The organism is Pantoea sp. DY-17 (genome assembly GCF_019795975.1).
In the GTDB taxonomy this organism is placed as follows: Bacteria; Pseudomonadota; Gammaproteobacteria; order Enterobacterales; family Enterobacteriaceae; genus Pantoea; species Pantoea leporis.
This window is the reverse complement of sequence record NZ_JAIMIG010000004.1, coordinates 1-16,049: the sequence shown is the minus strand read 5'-3', so window position 1 is coordinate 16,049 and position 16,049 is coordinate 1. Positions and strand designations below refer to the sequence as shown.

Annotated in this window: 16 protein-coding genes and 1 other annotated feature; of the genes, 10 read left to right on the top strand and 6 right to left on the bottom strand. The window is 51.7% G+C overall.

Annotated features, from left to right (window positions below):
• Positions 1-30 precede the first annotated feature (30 nt).
• Positions 31-1,317: an HlyC/CorC family transporter gene (locus K5Y33_RS17020; RefSeq protein ID WP_176973518.1), complete on the bottom strand. Its 1,287-nt coding sequence runs from the start codon at positions 1,315-1,317 to the stop codon at positions 31-33.
• 10 nt (positions 1,318-1,327) lie between these two features.
• On the bottom strand, positions 1,328-2,122 hold the full coding sequence (locus K5Y33_RS17015; protein ID WP_008108993.1) for an inner membrane protein YpjD: 795 nt from the start codon (positions 2,120-2,122) through the stop codon (positions 1,328-1,330).
• A 167-nt stretch (positions 2,123-2,289) separates the two neighbouring features.
• Here K5Y33_RS17015 and ffh point away from each other — a divergent pair, with 167 nt between their 5' ends.
• The 7 genes from ffh to tyrA all read left to right on the top strand — a co-directional run bounded on the left by ffh (position 2,290) and on the right by tyrA (position 8,397).
• Complete coding sequence (gene ffh, locus K5Y33_RS17010; protein ID WP_101762624.1) at positions 2,290-3,651, top strand: signal recognition particle protein; 1,362 nt, start codon at positions 2,290-2,292, stop codon at positions 3,649-3,651.
• Positions 3,652-3,793: 142 nt separating this feature from the next.
• On the top strand, positions 3,794-4,042 hold the full coding sequence (gene rpsP, locus K5Y33_RS17005) for a 30S ribosomal protein S16 (protein WP_007893313.1): 249 nt from the start codon (positions 3,794-3,796) through the stop codon (positions 4,040-4,042).
• Positions 4,043-4,060: 18 nt separating this feature from the next.
• Entirely contained in the window at positions 4,061-4,609 is a 549-nt protein-coding gene (rimM, locus tag K5Y33_RS17000; protein ID WP_008108998.1) for a ribosome maturation factor RimM, read from the top strand.
• 35 nt (positions 4,610-4,644) lie between these two features.
• Positions 4,645-5,409: a tRNA (guanosine(37)-N1)-methyltransferase TrmD gene (trmD, locus tag K5Y33_RS16995; RefSeq protein WP_192236546.1), complete on the top strand. Its 765-nt coding sequence runs from the start codon at positions 4,645-4,647 to the stop codon at positions 5,407-5,409.
• Positions 5,410-5,451: 42 nt separating this feature from the next.
• A complete protein-coding gene (gene rplS / locus K5Y33_RS16990; RefSeq protein ID WP_007893316.1) occupies positions 5,452-5,802 on the top strand; it encodes a 50S ribosomal protein L19 in 351 nt (116 codons plus the stop codon).
• A gap of 387 nt (positions 5,803-6,189) precedes the next feature.
• On the top strand, positions 6,190-7,269 hold the full coding sequence (locus K5Y33_RS16985; protein ID WP_192236524.1) for a 3-deoxy-7-phosphoheptulonate synthase: 1,080 nt from the start codon (positions 6,190-6,192) through the stop codon (positions 7,267-7,269).
• A 6-nt stretch (positions 7,270-7,275) separates the two neighbouring features.
• Positions 7,276-8,397, top strand: coding sequence for a bifunctional chorismate mutase/prephenate dehydrogenase (tyrA, locus tag K5Y33_RS16980; protein ID WP_061719956.1), 1,122 nt, complete (start codon positions 7,276-7,278; stop codon positions 8,395-8,397).
• A 34-nt stretch (positions 8,398-8,431) separates the two neighbouring features.
• On the opposite strand, the gene pheA is transcribed toward tyrA, so the two are convergent.
• From pheA to bamD, 4 genes are all read right to left on the bottom strand, one after another.
• Complete coding sequence (gene pheA, locus K5Y33_RS16975) at positions 8,432-9,595, bottom strand: bifunctional chorismate mutase/prephenate dehydratase (RefSeq protein ID WP_222234627.1); 1,164 nt, start codon at positions 9,593-9,595, stop codon at positions 8,432-8,434.
• Positions 9,596-9,618: 23 nt separating this feature from the next.
• Positions 9,619-9,743, bottom strand: a sequence feature (Phe leader region).
• Positions 9,695-9,742, bottom strand: a complete 48-nt coding sequence (pheL, locus tag K5Y33_RS16970; RefSeq protein WP_100703679.1) for a pheA operon leader peptide PheL — start codon at positions 9,740-9,742, stop codon at positions 9,695-9,697. It overlaps the preceding feature by 48 nt.
• A gap of 96 nt (positions 9,744-9,839) precedes the next feature.
• Complete coding sequence (raiA, locus tag K5Y33_RS16965) at positions 9,840-10,166, bottom strand: ribosome-associated translation inhibitor RaiA (RefSeq protein WP_008109009.1); 327 nt, start codon at positions 10,164-10,166, stop codon at positions 9,840-9,842.
• A 275-nt stretch (positions 10,167-10,441) separates the two neighbouring features.
• Positions 10,442-11,182, bottom strand: a complete 741-nt coding sequence (gene bamD / locus K5Y33_RS16960) for an outer membrane protein assembly factor BamD (RefSeq protein ID WP_008109011.1) — start codon at positions 11,180-11,182, stop codon at positions 10,442-10,444.
• A 130-nt stretch (positions 11,183-11,312) separates the two neighbouring features.
• Between bamD and rluD the strand changes: the two genes are divergently transcribed.
• The 3 genes from rluD to clpB all read left to right on the top strand — a co-directional run bounded on the left by rluD (position 11,313) and on the right by clpB (position 15,718).
• Positions 11,313-12,293 carry a 23S rRNA pseudouridine(1911/1915/1917) synthase RluD gene (rluD, locus tag K5Y33_RS16955; RefSeq protein ID WP_110868333.1) on the top strand — a complete coding sequence of 327 codons (981 nt, stop codon included), beginning with the start codon at positions 11,313-11,315 and terminating at the stop codon, positions 12,291-12,293.
• On the top strand, positions 12,290-13,018 hold the full coding sequence (yfiH, locus tag K5Y33_RS16950; protein WP_222234626.1) for a purine nucleoside phosphorylase YfiH: 729 nt from the start codon (positions 12,290-12,292) through the stop codon (positions 13,016-13,018). Before rluD ends, yfiH begins: the two co-directional genes overlap by 4 nt.
• 126 nt (positions 13,019-13,144) lie before the next feature.
• On the top strand, positions 13,145-15,718 hold the full coding sequence (clpB, locus tag K5Y33_RS16945; RefSeq protein ID WP_222234625.1) for an ATP-dependent chaperone ClpB: 2,574 nt from the start codon (positions 13,145-13,147) through the stop codon (positions 15,716-15,718).
• Positions 15,719-16,049: the final 331 nt, after the last annotated feature.

Sequence of the window (16,049 nt, the reverse complement as noted above, 5' to 3'; positions counted from 1 at the left end):
CGATTATCGCGGCGTTTTTGTTTGCAGGCTTCAGGAGCCGATGGAGGATTTCAGTGCGTGGTGCGGCGTAATGCGCACCTGCTTCACCATGTTGTCCTGCACATCGAGGATATCAATATCGTAGGCGCCAATCGTAACGCGGGTATCGACCAGCGGAATCTCTTCCAGTGCTTCCAGAAGCATGCCGTTAATGGTGCGCGCATCCTCTTCCGGCAGCGTCCAGTTAAAAGCTTTGTTGATTTCACGCACATTGGCGCTGCCTTCAATCAATACCGAACCATCATTTTGCGGCATGACTTCTTCGGCCAGCGACGGCGACATGGAGGTGGTGAAATCGCCGACGATTTCTTCCAGAATATCTTCGATCGTCACTAAGCCTTTAACATCGCCATATTCATCAACCACCATGCCGACTTTCTTTTTGTTGCGCTGAAATTTAACCAGCTGCACGTTAAGCGGCGTGCCTTCCGGTACATAGTAAATCTCATCAGCAGCACGCAGCAGGCGATCTTTGTTGAACTCTTTTTTCTCGGTCATCATGCGCCAGGCTTCACGCACGCGCAGCATACCAACACAGTCATCCAGCGAGTCACGGAACAGGACGATACGCCCATGCGGCGAATGACTCAGCTGGCGCTCAATCGATTTCCAGTCATCATTGACGTTGATGCCGACGATCTCATTGCGCGGCACCATGATGTCATCCACGCTGACTTTCTCCAGATCAAGCACTGACAGCAGCATGTCCTGATTACGCCGCGACATCAGCGAGCGCGACTCATGCACAATGGTGCGCAACTCTTCTTTGCTTAACGCCGAACTGATGGAACCGTCGGTTTTAATGCCCACCATGCGCATCAGAATGCGGGTTATGGTATTCAGCAGCCACACCAGCGGCAGCATCACATACTGCAGCGGAGCCAGTAACACGCTGCTGGGATAGGCCACTTTTTCTGGATAGAGCGCCGCGACCGTTTTCGGCAGCACCTCGGCAAATACCAGCACGACAAAAGTCAGAATGCCGGTAGCAATCGCTACGCCAGCATCACCATACAGGCGCATACCGACAATGGTGCCGAGTGCGGAGGCGAGAATATTAACGAGGTTGTTGCCAATTAAAACCAGGCTGATCAGGCGGTCGGGACGACGCAGAAGTTTTTCTACCCGACGCGCGCCGCGATTGCCGCTTTTGGCTTTATGGCGCAGTTTGTAGCGATTAAGCGTCATCATGCCGGTCTCTGAACCGGAGAAATAGGCAGAGACCAGCACCATGATGACCAGCGTAATGATCAGCGTGGTGGTTGAAACGTGTTCCAACACAAAATCCTTAGTGAGAGGTGAGCAGGTGCTGAAGCACGCGACTGCCGAAGTAGGCCATGGTTAGCAGCAATGCGCCGCCACAGTTAAACCACACGACGCGGCGTCCGCGCCAGCCTTCACGATAGTGTCCCCAAAGCAGAACGATGTAGACAAACCAGGCAATGATGGAGAGAACAGCTTTATCCACATTCTCAGCGCTAAACAGGTTATGCATGAAGAGCAAACCGGTGCACAGCACCAGCGTCAACAGCACAACGCCAATCTGCGTGATGTGGAACATTTTGCGCTCAATGCTGAGCAGCGGCGGCATATCCTGAGTGAAAGCCAGTTTCTTATTTTTCAACTGGTAATCAATCCACGCCAGCTGCAGCGCATACAGTGCCGCGATGATCAGCGTGGCATAGGCAAACAGCGACAGACCGATGTGAACCATCATGCCTGGCGTGGTTTCCAGATGCGTAATAAAGGCATTGGGCACAAAGGTGGCAAAGGCCAGATTAATCAATGCAAAGCTGTAAACAATCGGCAGCAGCAGCCAGCCACGATTGCGCGAGGCGACAATTGTCATGATGGCGCAGATCAGCAGGCTAACCAGCGAGCCGATATTAAGCAGGCTGAGGTTTTGCCCATTATCAACAGCAAAAATGCGCTGCTGCAGAGCAACGGCGTGCGCAATCAGCGCCACGCAGGCAGAAAGCACAGCAAAACGACGCCAGCCACCGTTGCGTTTAAGCAGGCTGGGAATGATCAATGCAAGGCTGAGGGAGTAGGCGAACAGCGCCACGATCGCGAAAACGAACATAGATCCTTTCAGGTATCGGTCAGATAAGGAAAAAAGCAGTATAGCGCCAGCGGCAGCAGGCTCCAAACGATCTGACGGTCAATTGCAGAGATCGCTTCGTCTTCGTGTTATAATCCGCCGCATTGTGTCGCCTATGGCGGCCTCGCTACGGTTCTAAGTGAGAGAGCATGTTTGATAATTTAACCGATCGTTTGTCGCAAACCCTGCGCAATATCAGCGGCCGCGGAAGGCTGACTGAAGACAACATCAAAGACACGCTGCGTGAAGTCCGCATGGCGCTGCTGGAAGCTGACGTTGCGCTGCCGGTAGTGCGTGAATTTATTAATCGCGTGAAAGAGGCCGCCGTTGGCCACGATGTGAACAAAAGCCTGACGCCAGGCCAGGAGTTCATCAAAATCGTGCGCAACGAACTGGTTGCGGCGATGGGCGCTGAAAATAATGCGCTCAATCTGAATGCTCAGCCGCCAGCCGTGGTGCTGATGGCAGGTTTGCAAGGTGCTGGTAAAACCACTAGCGTGGCGAAACTGGGTAAATTCTTGCGCGAGAAGCATAAGAAGAAAGTGCTGGTAGTTTCTGCTGACGTTTATCGCCCTGCGGCGATCAAACAGCTGGAAACCCTGGCTGGCCAGGTCGGCGTGGATTTCTGTCCGTCCGATCTGAGTCAAAAGCCGGTCGATATTGTTCAGAACGCGCTAAAACAAGCCAAAGTGCAATTCTACGATGTGCTGCTGGTGGATACCGCCGGTCGTTTACACGTCGATGAAGCGATGATGGACGAAATCAAACAGGTACACGCCGCGATAAATCCGGTGGAAACCCTGTTTGTGGTCGATGCCATGACCGGTCAGGATGCCGCCAACACTGCGAAAGCCTTCAACGAAGCGCTGCCGCTGACCGGTGTGATCCTGACTAAAGTCGATGGTGATGCGCGCGGTGGTGCGGCGCTGTCGATTCGTCACATTACCGGCAAGCCAATCAAATTTATGGGGATGGGCGAGAAGACCGAAGCGCTGGAAGCTTTCTATCCAGAGCGTATTGCGTCGCGCATTCTCGGCATGGGCGATGTTCTGTCGCTGATCGAAGATATCGAAAGCAAAGTTGACCGCGATCAGGCGGAGAAACTGGCGAAGAAACTGAAAACCGGCGACGGTTTTGATCTCAACGACTTCCTTGAGCAGTTGAAGCAGATGCGTAACATGGGCGGCATGGCGAGCCTGATGGGCAAACTGCCGGGCATGGGGCAACTGCCTGACAACGTGAAATCGCAGATGGATGATAAAGTGCTGGTCCGCATGGAAGCCATCATCAATTCGATGACGCGTAAAGAGCGTGAGAAGCCAGAAATTATCAAGGGGTCGCGCAAACGTCGTATTGCGTTGGGCTCAGGCATGCAGGTGCAAGATGTCAATCGACTGCTGAAACAGTTCGATGATATGCAGCGCATGATGAAGAAAATGAAGAAAGGCGGCATGGCCAAAATGATGCGTGGCATGAAAGGTATGATGCCGCCTGGATTCCCTGGTCGCTAAGGCGGCCGTCATAAAGCCGGAAATTTGGCACGCTTAGGTTGCTTTTTGCGCCAAAATGAGTAAAATTTTCGGGCTTTTTATATCGCGCTCGGGCCCCGTTCCTCGATGGGGCCCGAGCGCTTTATTAACTAATGAGGATGTTATGGTAACAATTCGTTTGGCACGTCACGGCGCTAAAAAGCGTCCGTTCTATCAGGTCGTCGTCACTGACAGCCGCAATGCTCGTAACGGTCGTTTCATCGAGCGCGTAGGTTTCTTCAACCCGATCGCTTCTGGTCAGGCTGAAGGTCTGCGTCTGGATCTGGACCGTATTGAGCACTGGGTTGGCCAGGGCGCAACGCTTTCTGATCGCGTTAACGCGCTGATCAAAGAAGCAAAGAAAGCAGCTTAATCTGTCACGGTGGTGAGCATGAGCATTAAACCTGCCGGGCAGCCTCCCGTTAACCCGATTGTATTGGGAAAAATGGGCGCGGCTTACGGAATTCGGGGTTGGCTCAAAGTGTTTTCCTCCACTGAAGACGCTGAAAGCATCTTCGACTACCAACCTTGGTTCATCCAGCGCGCCGGTAAATGGCAGCAGGTCGAACTCGAGGGCTGGAAGCACCACAATCAGGACCTGATCATCAAAGTCAAAGGCATTGACGATCGGGACGCTGCGGCACAGTTGACCAATTGCGAAATTACGGTCGACTCCACGCAGCTGCCAGCGCTGGAAGCAGGCGATTACTACTGGAAAGACCTTATGGGAATGAAAGTAGTGAACCTCGAAGGCTACGAGATGGGCAAAGTCATTGATTTGATGGAAACCGGATCGAACGACGTTCTCGTCGTTAAGGCAAACCTGAAGGATGCATTCGGTGCGCAAGAGCGGTTAATCCCGTTTCTTGATGAACAGGTTATCAAGAAAGTCGATCTCTCTACTGGCCTTATTGAAGTAGATTGGGATCCTGGTTTTTGATCTCCGGACAATCCGGTAACGTAACGGCGAACGCGATGTGGATTGGTGTTATTAGCCTGTTTCCAGAGATGTTTCGCGCTATTACCGAGTACGGGGTAACTGGCCGGGCAGTAAAAAATGGCCTGCTCGACATTCAAAGCTGGAGTCCTCGTGACTTCACGCATGACCGGCACCGTACCGTGGACGATCGTCCTTACGGCGGCGGACCGGGAATGTTGATGATGGTGCAACCCTTACGGGACGCCATCTCCGCAGCGAAAGCAGCGGCGGGAGAAGGTGCTAAGGTGATTTATCTTTCACCTCAGGGACGCAAACTGGACCAACAGGGCGTTTGCGAACTGGCGACCCATCAGAAGTTGATTCTGGTGTGTGGTCGCTACGAAGGGATAGATGAGCGCGTGATTCACACTGAGATTGATGAAGAATGGTCAATCGGTGATTACGTGCTCAGTGGCGGTGAGCTGCCAGCCATGACGTTGATAGACTCGGTCGCGCGGTTTATTCCCGGCGTACTGGGAAAACAGGCGTCAGCCGATGAGGATTCGTTCTCGGATGGTTTGCTGGATTGCCCGCACTACACCCGACCTGAAGTGTTAGAAGGGATGGAAGTTCCGCCAGTTTTACTGTCGGGCAACCATGCCGATATTCGCCGCTGGCGCCTGAAACAGTCGTTAGGCCGTACCTGGCTAAGAAGACCTGAACTTCTGGAAAACCTGGCTCTGACTGAAGAGCAAGCACGGTTGCTAAATGAGTTCCAGCGTGAACATCAGCAGCAACAAAACGATGAGGCGGGAGAGTAATCTTCCCTCACTATCAGTTTACCCAGGATAAGAGATTTAATTATGAGCAACATTATCAAGCAACTTGAACAAGAGCAGATGAAGCAGGACGTACCTTCATTCCGTCCGGGTGATTCCGTGGAAGTGAAAGTATGGGTCGTTGAAGGTTCTAAGAAGCGTCTGCAGGCATTCGAGGGCGTGGTTATCGCTATTCGTAACCGCGGTCTGCATTCTGCATTCACTGTTCGTAAGATTTCTAACGGCGAAGGTGTTGAGCGCGTCTTCCAGACTCACTCTCCAGTAATTGACAGCATTGCTGTTAAACGTCGTGGTGCTGTGCGTAAAGCCAAACTGTATTACCTGCGTGAGCGTACCGGTAAGTCAGCTCGTATCAAAGAGCGTCTTGGCGCGTAAGCGACTTCTCAAAGTTAATAGCAAACAAGGGGTTGGCCATTTGGCCAGCCCCTTTTTTTATGGGCGTATAAGGGCGCAGGATCATTCTTAAGGTGGACAGTATGTGTTTCCTGAAAACAATGAAAATCAAAATGTTATACCAAACTTTTAGTTGAGAGCATCATCAGAACATAATTGAATGTAACCTTTAGTTTACACTTTCACTCTACCGTCAATTCAATTATGTGTTTGATTTTAATGGTTATTTTAATATCACCTGTGTTTTTTATTTGATGTGGTAATAAATGTGTACATGGGTGGATTGCAACCTGTACAGGGTGTGATAAAGTAAGCGCCATCCTCAGTGAGGATCCCAAACCGCATAAACGAGTGAAAAGGATCGCAATCATGCAAAAAGACGCGCTGAACAATGTGCATATCGCCGACGAACAAATTTTGATTACCCCGCAAGAGCTGAAAGCCAAATTCCCGCTCACTGCGGCGCAGGAAACGCAAATTGCGTCTTCTCGCCAAACCATTGCTGATATTATTGCGGGCCGCGATCCGCGTCTGTTGGTGGTTTGTGGTCCTTGTTCGATTCACGATACTGAAGCCGCACTTGCCTATGCCCGTCAGTTGCAATCTCTCTCTGCACAGTTGAAGGATCAGCTGTACATCGTTATGCGCGTTTATTTTGAAAAACCTCGAACCACCGTCGGCTGGAAGGGGTTAATCAACGATCCTTACATGAACAACTCGTTTGATATGGAAGCTGGCCTGCATATCGCGCGTCAACTGCTGGTTAATCTCGTTGAGATGGGTTTACCGCTGGCGACCGAAGCGCTGGATCCGAATAGCCCGCAATATCTTGGCGATCTGTTTAGCTGGTCAGCGATTGGTGCGCGTACCACTGAATCACAAACCCACCGTGAAATGGCTTCAGGCCTTTCCATGCCGGTTGGTTTTAAAAATGGTACGGATGGCAGCCTGGGCACCGCGATTAACGCCATGCGCGCCGCCGCAATGCCGCACCGTTTTGTTGGCATCAATCAGGCCGGCCAGGTTTGCTTGCTGCAAACGCAGGGCAACCCAGATGGGCATGTGATTCTGCGCGGCGGTAAAGCACCAAACTACGGTCCAGAAGATGTCGCTCAGTGTGAAAAAGAGATGCTGAAAGCGGGACTGCGTCCGGCCTTAATGATAGATTGCAGCCATGGTAATTCTAACAAAGACTATCGTCGCCAGCCTGGCGTAGCCGAATCGGCTATTGCGCAGATTAAAGATGGAAACCGTTCCATCATTGGCCTGATGTTGGAAAGCAACATTCATGAAGGCAACCAGTCTTCTGAACAGCCACGTAGCGAAATGAAATACGGTGTGTCCGTCACTGATGCCTGCATCAACTGGGAAACCACTGAAACATTGCTGCGTGAAATCCATCAGGATCTGCAGGGAGTGCTGTCGGCGCGTCTGTCACACGAGGTGTAATGAGTCATGGTGGCTGAACTGACCGCGCTACGCGATCAAATCGATGAAGTAGATAAAGCACTGCTTGGGTTACTGGCAAAACGACTGGAGCTGGTAGCCGAAGTAGGGGAAGTTAAAAGCCGCTACGGTTTGCCGATCTATGTTCCTGAGCGTGAGGCCAGCATGCTGGCTTCACGCCGCCAGGAAGCTGAAGCGCTCGGCGTGTCGCCGGACTTGATTGAAGATGTATTGCGTCGTTTGATGCGTGAATCCTATGCGCATGAAAATGACAAAGGCTTCAAAACGCTCTGTCCGACATTGCGTCCGGTAGTGATTGTAGGTGGCCGCGGCCAGATGGGGCGTCTGTTTGAAAAGATGCTGACGCTTTCTGGCTATCAGGTCCGCATTCTGGATAAAGGCGATTGGGAACGCTCTGACGAGCTGCTGAAAGATGCGGGCATGGTGATCATCAGTGTGCCAATTCATCTGACCGAGCAAATCATCGGTGAGCTGCCGAAATTGCCAGAAGACTGCATTCTGGTCGATCTGGCTTCGGTGAAGAATCGCCCGCTGCAGGCGATGCTGGCCGCGCACACCGGACCGGTTCTGGGCTTGCATCCGATGTTTGGTCCGGACAGCGGCAGCCTGGCAAAGCAGGTTGTGGTTTGGTGTGATGGCCGTCAGCCGGAAGCTTATCAGTGGTTCCTTGAGCAGATTCAGGTTTGGGGCGCGCGGTTGCATCGTATCAGTGCCGTTGAGCACGACCAGAATATGGCGTTTATTCAGGCACTGCGTCACTTTGCGACTTTCGCTTACGGTCTACATCTGGCGGAAGAGAACGTTAATCTGGATCAGCTGCTGGCGCTATCTTCACCGATATACCGCCTTGAACTGGCAATGGTTGGACGTCTGTTTGCGCAGGATCCGCAGCTTTACGCGGACATCATCATGTCCTCGGAGAGTAATCTGGCGCTGATTAAACGTTATTACCAGCGATTTGGCGATGCGATCAAACTGCTCGAGCAGGGCGATAAGCAAGCTTTTATCGATAGCTTTGAGCGCGTCGAACACTGGTTTGGTGATTACGCGAAACGCTTCCTGGTCGAAAGCAGAAGCATGCTGCGATCGGCGAACGATAGCCGGCAGTAAAAAACAAAAGGCATCCGTGAGGATGCCTTTTTGCTTAGAGGCGCGGCTCAACCGGAACCACATTCTCGCCTGGATAGCAGCCAAGAACTTTTAATGAACGGGTTAAGCCGCTCAACTCGGTTAACGCCAACTGCATATTTTCTGACTGCAGATTGCCCTGCACATCAATATAAAACATCTCTTCCCACGGATTGCCGTTGATGGGACGGTTTTCCAGTTTGCTCATGATGAGGCCGTGGTTACGTAATACCATCAGCGCTTCCACCAATGCGCCTGCTTGTTGACCCGTTGCCATGATCAATGTTGTTTTCGCTGGAACCTGACCCGAAACTTCAATCGCTTTACGTGCCAGCACGATGAAGCGCGTGTGGTTCTGCTGTTGATTGGCCAGATTGCGCTCCAGCACCTGCAATCCATACAGCTCACCGCCCGCTTCGCTACCCAATGCGGCAACCTTTGGTGAATTCATCGCTGCCACTTTCTCCATCGCTGCAGCGGTGCTTTCGGTGTATTCGATTTTCCACTGCGGGAAACGATTAATGAACTGGCTGCACTGCTGGAATGGCTGTGGATGGCTATATACCGTTTCGATCTGCTGCAAATCGGTGCTGCCGTTGACCAGCACACAGTGCTCAATTGGAATGGTCAGCTCACCCACAATCGATAGCGTGGTTTGCTGAAGCAGATCGTAAACGTCGTTGATCGAACCAGAGCTGGTATTTTCAATCGGCATCACCGCGTAGTCCGCTTGTCCACTTTCCACCTGATGGATGATGTCATGAAATTTCAGGCAACCGATCTCAACCATTGAATCAAAATGTCGGGTGGCGTATTTGCGCGCCGCAAGATGTGAGTAGGAACCTTTCGGACCGAGGAAGGCAATGCGCGGCGCGTGAGCATGTGGATGGTTGAGATTCTTTTGCAACAAGGCTTGCTGGGTAAGAACTGAATCTTCAATCACCAACTGGAACAGGCGGGTAATGTAATGCGCATCAAGCTGATGCTTTTTACCCAGTGAAATCAGGTTTTCCAGCAGAGCGCGCTCACGCTCAACGTCGCGAATTGGGCGATGCGTTGCCAGTTTGGCCTGCGCAACTTCAACGGCCAGTGTGCGACGCTCCGACAAAAGCGCTAAGAGTTTTTCATCAACGACGCTGATTTTATCGCGTAATGCCAGCAGCGGATTTTCGGGATTCATAGGGCTCACCTGTAAAATGTCCAATAAAAAAAGCCTCCCATTTGGGAGGCTTTGTTGTTCGTCTTCGCATTCATTTTCACATGACGAATCGCCTCCCAATCAGGGGAAGGTAAAAAAGAATGCGAAGAAGAACGGCAGATGTTTCATGATTGTTTCCATAAATAAAGTGGCTTGAGAGTAACCGCAGTGATTTAAAGCTGTCAATAAAAAACGCGCCCGGAGGCGCGTTACTAAAGATGTTTGCTTATTCCGTAGGAAGAAAATCTTTCACACTGCTGTTGGCGCGACGGGCTTCGGGTTTGTGTTGCGCTTTATTGAGTTGTCGCTCCAGCTTGGCAATCAAGTCATTGATGGCCGTATACATATCATCATGTTTCGCGCTGGCAACCAGCGTTCCGTTAGGCGTATTAATGGTGGCATCAGCCACAAATTCCTTCGGCTCTTTCGATAACACAATGTGAGGGTTTATCAGATGTGTTTGCCATTTTTCCAGCTTGGCGAGACGCTCTTCAACGTGGTTACGGATGGCCTCGGTGATTTCCATTTGTTTGCTGGTAATGTTCAGAATCATAGTTAAACCTCTCTGTCATTTCCGTGTGGGTAGGTCCAGCATACCGCGGAAATTAAGAAAATGTGTGATCTAAATCACATTGAAATGTCACTTTTTGTCAATGCCGCTTAATTGTGAGAAAGGCCGGGAAAGTGGCGGGAAATACTTGAAGACGACTGGGGAAGGGCGCATGATTGACTGGATAACTGCAGCGATAAATCCGTAAAACTGCTGAATTATCCACAAAGTGACATAAAAAAGCAGCCTCATGGGCTGCTTTTTTGTGGGTGTAATAATCAGGACTGATTATTTGCCGCAATGATTTTTGCCACTTTGTCGGCTTCAGCCGTCAACTGCAGCTGGCGGTAAGCATTCTCCATCAACGGCAACGCTTCATGGGTCGCCTCAGTATCTGGATAATCCTTCATCATTGTTTCCACGCGGTTAACAACAGCGACATAGGCACCGCGCTTGGTATAGAATTGCGCCACCGAGAGTTCATACTTCGCCAGGCGCTCTTTCAGGAATGCCAAACGTTTCTGCGCATCCGCAGCATATTGGCTGTTTGGATAACCGCGCAGTAATTGCGAGAAGTCACGGAAAGCATCACGAGCGTGCGTCGGATCACGATCGGAACGATCGATACCGAAGAAGCCCTGCAGTGCAGAATCGTCCAGCGCCATATCCGTCAGACCTTTCATATAGATGACATAGTCGATATTCGGATGGGTTGGATTCAGACGCATAAAGCGAGAAATAGCGGCTTGCGCCAGTGGCAGATCGGCATTTTTGTAATACGCGTAGATCAAATCCAGCTGTACTTGCTGCGAGTAAGGACCAAACGGATAGCGGTTATCCAGTGCTTCCAGTTGCTTAATCGCCGCTTTAAAGTTACCGTCCTGCAGCTTTTGCTGGGCCGTGGCGTAAATTTCAGACGGCGGGCTGTCCGGGACTGGATCTGATGAGCCAGAACAACCCACAAGCGCCAGGCTCAGGCTCAGTGTGGCAGCAGCCACCAGATGTTTCATACGCGTCATGACGAAATGATTATCCTCAAAGTGTTGTAGCAGAAGCTGTCCGTATAGCTCCCAGTTATGACCAGGTACGATAGCACATTATATTAAACGGCATCGCCGTGAAAACCCAACGTTAACGAAGAAGCTGTATATGGCACAACAAGTTCAACTCACCGCAACGGTGTCCGAAGCACAGCTTGGACAACGCTTAGATCAGACTTTGGCAGAATTGTTCCCTGATTATTCACGTTCTCGCATAAAAGAATGGATTCTTGAGCGCCGAGTCAGCGTCAACGGCACTATCATCGATAAACCAAAAGAAAAAGTTTTTGGCGGTGAGCATGTCTCCATTGATGCTGAGATCGAAGAAGAGCAACGCTGGGAAGCGCAAAATATCCCACTGAATATCGTCTATGAAGATGACGACATTCTGGTCATCAACAAACCTCGCGGTTTGGTGGTACATCCCGGCGCCGGTAATCCTGATGGCACAGTGCTTAACGCACTGCTTTATCACTATCCACCGATCGTTGATGTACCTCGTGCAGGTATTGTTCATCGTCTGGATAAAGATACCACCGGTTTGATGGTGGTCGCGAAAACCGTTCCTGCGCAAACGCACCTGGTTGAAACGCTGCAGCTGCGCGAAATCACGCGTGAATATGAAGCGGTGGCTATTGGCACCATGACTGCGGGCGGTACGGTGGATCAGCCCATGGCGCGCCACTCAACCAAACGTACGCACATGGCGGTGCACCCGATGGGTAAACCGGCAACCACGCACTATCGCATCATGGAGCATTTTCGTGCCCATACGCGTTTACGTTTGCGTCTCGAAACCGGTCGTACCCATCAGATCCGTGTGCATATGGCGCATATTAACCATCCGCTGGTGGGCGATCCGCTGTACGGTGGCCGTCCACGCCCGCCAAAAGGGGCATCTGAAGCTTTCATCACTACGCTACGGGGTTTTGATCGCCAGGCGCTGCATGCCACGATGTTACGTCTCTATCACCCAATCACCGGTATTGAGATGGAATGGCATGCGCCGTTGCCGCAGGATATGGTCGATTTAATAGATGCGCTGAAAGCCGATACCCTTGAATTCCGCGATCAGATGGATTGGCTATGAGTGAATGGATCATCCCGGATTGGCCTGCGCCGCAGCATGTTCGGGCATGTTCCACCACGCGTTACGGCGGCGTCAGCGCTGCTCCATGGGATTCGTTGAATCTTGGTGGGCATGTTGGCGACGCTGAGGCGCATGTTGCTCAGAATCGTCAACGCTTAGTTGAACAACAGGCGCTACCTGCAATGCCGCAATGGCTGGATCAGATCCATGGCCAAGTGGTTGCGCGTTTACCCGCCAGCGATCCGCTGCCACGCGCTGATGCCGCAATCACGCGTGAAAGCGGGGTTGTTTGCGCAGTGATGACGGCGGATTGTTTACCGGTGCTGTTCTGCAGCAAGGATGGCAGTGAAGTCGCGGCAGCACATGCCGGTTGGCGTGGACTCTGTAATGGCGTGCTGGAACAGACGTTGTCGCAGTTTCACTGCGCGCCAAATGACATTCATGCATGGCTTGGTCCGGCAATTGGGCCGCAGGCATTTGAAGTTGGGCCGGAAGTCAGAACGGCATTCATGGCGCATGATTTACAAGCGGAAGCGGCTTTCCGTCCGGCGGGTAACAAATACTTCGCCGATATCTGGCTACTGGCGCGTCAGCGTCTGCAGGCCGCCGGCGTGCATTCCATCAGCGGTTCAACGCGATGTACCTTCCATGAGCGCGATGATTTTTTCTCCTACCGACGCGACGGAATCACCGGGCGTATGGCAACTTTGATTTGGCTGAGATAACCTTACGCCACAAGACGGTCCAGTTAGCGTATTTTTTGCTCACAACTCAGGTCATTAACCTTGAAAAATTTGAGGGATGACCTCATTTAATCTCCAGTAGCATTTTGACCTGTAATGGGAGGAATTATGCGTCTGGATCGTCTTACTAATAAATTTCAACTGGCACTTGCCGATGCACAGTCCCTTGCTCTGGGACATGACAATCAATTCATTGAACCCCTTCATTTGATGAGCGCATTGCTCAACCAGGAAGGCGGATCGGTGCGTCCGTTGCTCAGCGCAGCGGGTGCCGACGTGGCTGGCCTGCGTACCAGCATTGAACAAGCGATTAATCGACTACCTCAGGTTGAAGGTACCGATGGCGATGTGCAGCCATCTGCCGATCTGATTCGGGTACTTAACCTGTGCGACAAGCTGGCGCAAAAGCGCGGCGACAACTTTATATCATCTGAATTATTTGTATTGGCGGCCCTTGATTCACGTGGCTCGCTAGCTGATCTATTGAAATCAGCTGGCGCGACTCCGGAAAAACTCTCTGCGGCCATCGAGCAAATACGGGGAGGAGACAGCGTGAACGATCAAGGGGCTGAAGATCAGCGTCAGGCATTAAAAAAATACACCATCGACCTTACAGAGCGTGCCGAACTCGGCAAGCTTGATCCGGTTATCGGTCGTGATGAAGAAATTCGCCGCACCATTCAGGTGTTGCAGCGTCGTACCAAAAATAACCCGGTGCTGATTGGTGAACCCGGCGTCGGTAAAACGGCTATTGCCGAAGGTTTAGCGCAGCGCATCATCAATGGCGAAGTACCGGAAGGGCTGAAAGGCCGTCGCGTGCTGGCTCTGGATATGGGTTCGCTGGTGGCGGGCGCCAAATATCGCGGTGAATTTGAAGAGCGCCTCAAAGGCGTGCTTAGCGATTTGGCGAAGCAGGAAGGCAACGTCATTCTGTTTATCGACGAACTGCATACCATGGTGGGCGCAGGTAAAGCCGATGGCGCCATGGATGCCGGCAACATGCTGAAACCCGCATTGGCGCGTGGTGAGTTGCACTGTGTCGGCGCAACTACGTTGCATGAGTATCGTCAGTTCATAGAGAAAGATGCGGCGCTGGAACGTCGTTTCCAGAAAGTCTTCGTTGCTGAGCCGAGTGTCGAAGATACCATTGCCATTCTGCGCGGACTGAAAGAACGCTATGAGCTGCACCATCATGTGCAGATCACCGATCCGGCGATTGTGGCTGCGGCGACGTTGTCGCATCGTTACATCTCCGATCGTCAGCTGCCGGATAAGGCCATCGACCTGATAGACGAAGCGGCCTCAAGCATTCGTTTACAGATGGATTCGAAGCCTGAATCCCTTGATCGCCTTGAGCGCCGCATCATCCAGTTGAAACTTGAGCAGCAGGCGCTGAAGAAAGAGTCTGATGACGCCAGCGTGAAGCGTCTGGAAATGCTGGAAAGTGAACTTGACCAGAAAGAGCGTGAATATGCTGAGCTGGAAGAGGAGTGGAAAGCGGAAAAAGCCTCATTAACCGGCACGCAAAACATTAAAGCAGAGCTGGAGCAAGCGCGCCTGACGATGGAGCAAGCGCGTCGCGTTGGTGACCTGGGTCAGATGTCTGAGCTGCAGTACGGTAAAATTCCGGAGCTGGAGAAACAGTTAGCCATCGCTACGCAGTCTGAAGGTAAAACCATGAAGCTGTTACGTAATCGCGTAACGGATGTGGAGATCGCCGATGTACTGGCGCGTTGGACCGGAATTCCTGTCGCACGCATGATGGAAGGCGAGCGCGACAAGTTGCTGCGTATGGAGCAGGATTTGCATTCACGCGTCATTGGCCAGAACGAAGCGGTAGAAGCGGTTTCGAATGCGATTCGTCGTAGTCGTGCCGGCTTGTCCGATCCGAATCGTCCAATTGGTTCCTTCCTGTTCCTCGGACCAACGGGAGTAGGGAAAACCGAATTGTGTAAAGCGCTGGCCAGCTTCCTGTTCGATAGCGATGACGCGATGGTGCGTATTGATATGTCCGAGTTTATGGAAAAACACTCGGTGTCGCGGCTGGTGGGTGCACCTCCGGGATATGTCGGCTACGAAGAGGGTGGTTATCTGACCGAAGCGGTACGTCGTCGACCTTATTCGGTGATTCTGCTGGATGAAGTGGAGAAGGCGCATCCTGATGTGTTCAACATTCTGTTGCAGGTGCTGGATGATGGTCGCTTAACCGATGGACAGGGCCGTACGGTCGATTTTCGCAATACCGTGGTGATTATGACCTCGAACCTTGGCTCCGATCTTATTCAGGAACGTTTCGGTTCTCTGGATTATGCGGAGATGAAAGAGGTGGTGATGACGGTTGTGGGGCAGCATTTCCGCCCAGAATTTATCAACCGTATCGATGACATGGTGGTGTTCCACCCATTGGGCGAAAAACACATTGCTTCAATTGCGCAGATTCAGCTGCAACGTTTGTATAAACGTCTTGAGGAGCGTGGCTATCAGCTGCACATCTCCGATGAGGCGCTCAAACTGCTCGGCGAGAATGGCTACGACCCGGTGTATGGTGCGCGTCCATTGAAACGTGCTATTCAGCAGCAGATTGAAAACCCGCTGGCTCAGCAGATTCTTTCTGGTGCCCTGGTTCCGGGTAAAACCATTGAAATGGATGTAAAAGACGATGTGATTGTTGCTCATCAGTGATCCCTTCCGATTAAAACGGGCCTGCGGGCCCGTTTTTTTTGGCCTTTTTGCAAGAATTAGCTGCTTTTTGCAACGTATAGCCTGGAAAGTGAGCGGTCGCGCGAAAACTTCAAATTAGCACTTGTCAGCTGAAATGAACTCCCTATAATGCGCCACCACTGAGACGGCAAAGCGGCAACGCAGACGGCTCGGCAGGGAGTGAAAAAATTCATCCCGCCGGATGAAAACGCTGAAAAAAGTGTTTGACTCCGAAGGAGAGTAGCGTAGTATACGCCACCTCGCGACAGACGGTTCAGCCGCTGTTCGCAACGCTCTTTAACAATTTATCAGA

Bases quoted from the DNA above. Each gene is read 5' to 3' on its own strand.
- rplS (WP_007893316.1), top strand. From the start codon at position 5,452: ATGAGCAACATTATCAAGCAACTTGAACAAGAGCAGATGAAGCAGGAC.
- rimM (WP_008108998.1), top strand. From the start codon at position 4,061: ATGAGCATTAAACCTGCCGGGCAGCCTCCCGTTAACCCGATTGTATTG.
- ffh (WP_101762624.1), top strand. From the start codon at position 2,290: ATGTTTGATAATTTAACCGATCGTTTGTCGCAAACCCTGCGCAATATC.
- pheA (WP_222234627.1), bottom strand. From the start codon at position 9,595: ATGAATCCCGAAAATCCGCTGCTGGCATTACGCGATAAAATCAGCGTC.
- bamD (WP_008109011.1), bottom strand. From the start codon at position 11,182: ATGACGCGTATGAAACATCTGGTGGCTGCTGCCACACTGAGCCTGAGC.
- rpsP (WP_007893313.1), top strand. From the start codon at position 3,794: ATGGTAACAATTCGTTTGGCACGTCACGGCGCTAAAAAGCGTCCGTTC.
- tyrA (WP_061719956.1), top strand. From the start codon at position 7,276: ATGGTGGCTGAACTGACCGCGCTACGCGATCAAATCGATGAAGTAGAT.
- trmD (WP_192236546.1), top strand. From the start codon at position 4,645: ATGTGGATTGGTGTTATTAGCCTGTTTCCAGAGATGTTTCGCGCTATT.
- raiA (WP_008109009.1), bottom strand. From the start codon at position 10,166: ATGATTCTGAACATTACCAGCAAACAAATGGAAATCACCGAGGCCATC.
- rluD (WP_110868333.1), top strand. From the start codon at position 11,313: ATGGCACAACAAGTTCAACTCACCGCAACGGTGTCCGAAGCACAGCTT.
- yfiH (WP_222234626.1), top strand. From the start codon at position 12,290: ATGAGTGAATGGATCATCCCGGATTGGCCTGCGCCGCAGCATGTTCGG.
- clpB (WP_222234625.1), top strand. From the start codon at position 13,145: ATGCGTCTGGATCGTCTTACTAATAAATTTCAACTGGCACTTGCCGAT.
- K5Y33_RS17015 (WP_008108993.1), bottom strand. From the start codon at position 2,122: ATGTTCGTTTTCGCGATCGTGGCGCTGTTCGCCTACTCCCTCAGCCTT.
- K5Y33_RS16985 (WP_192236524.1), top strand. From the start codon at position 6,190: ATGCAAAAAGACGCGCTGAACAATGTGCATATCGCCGACGAACAAATT.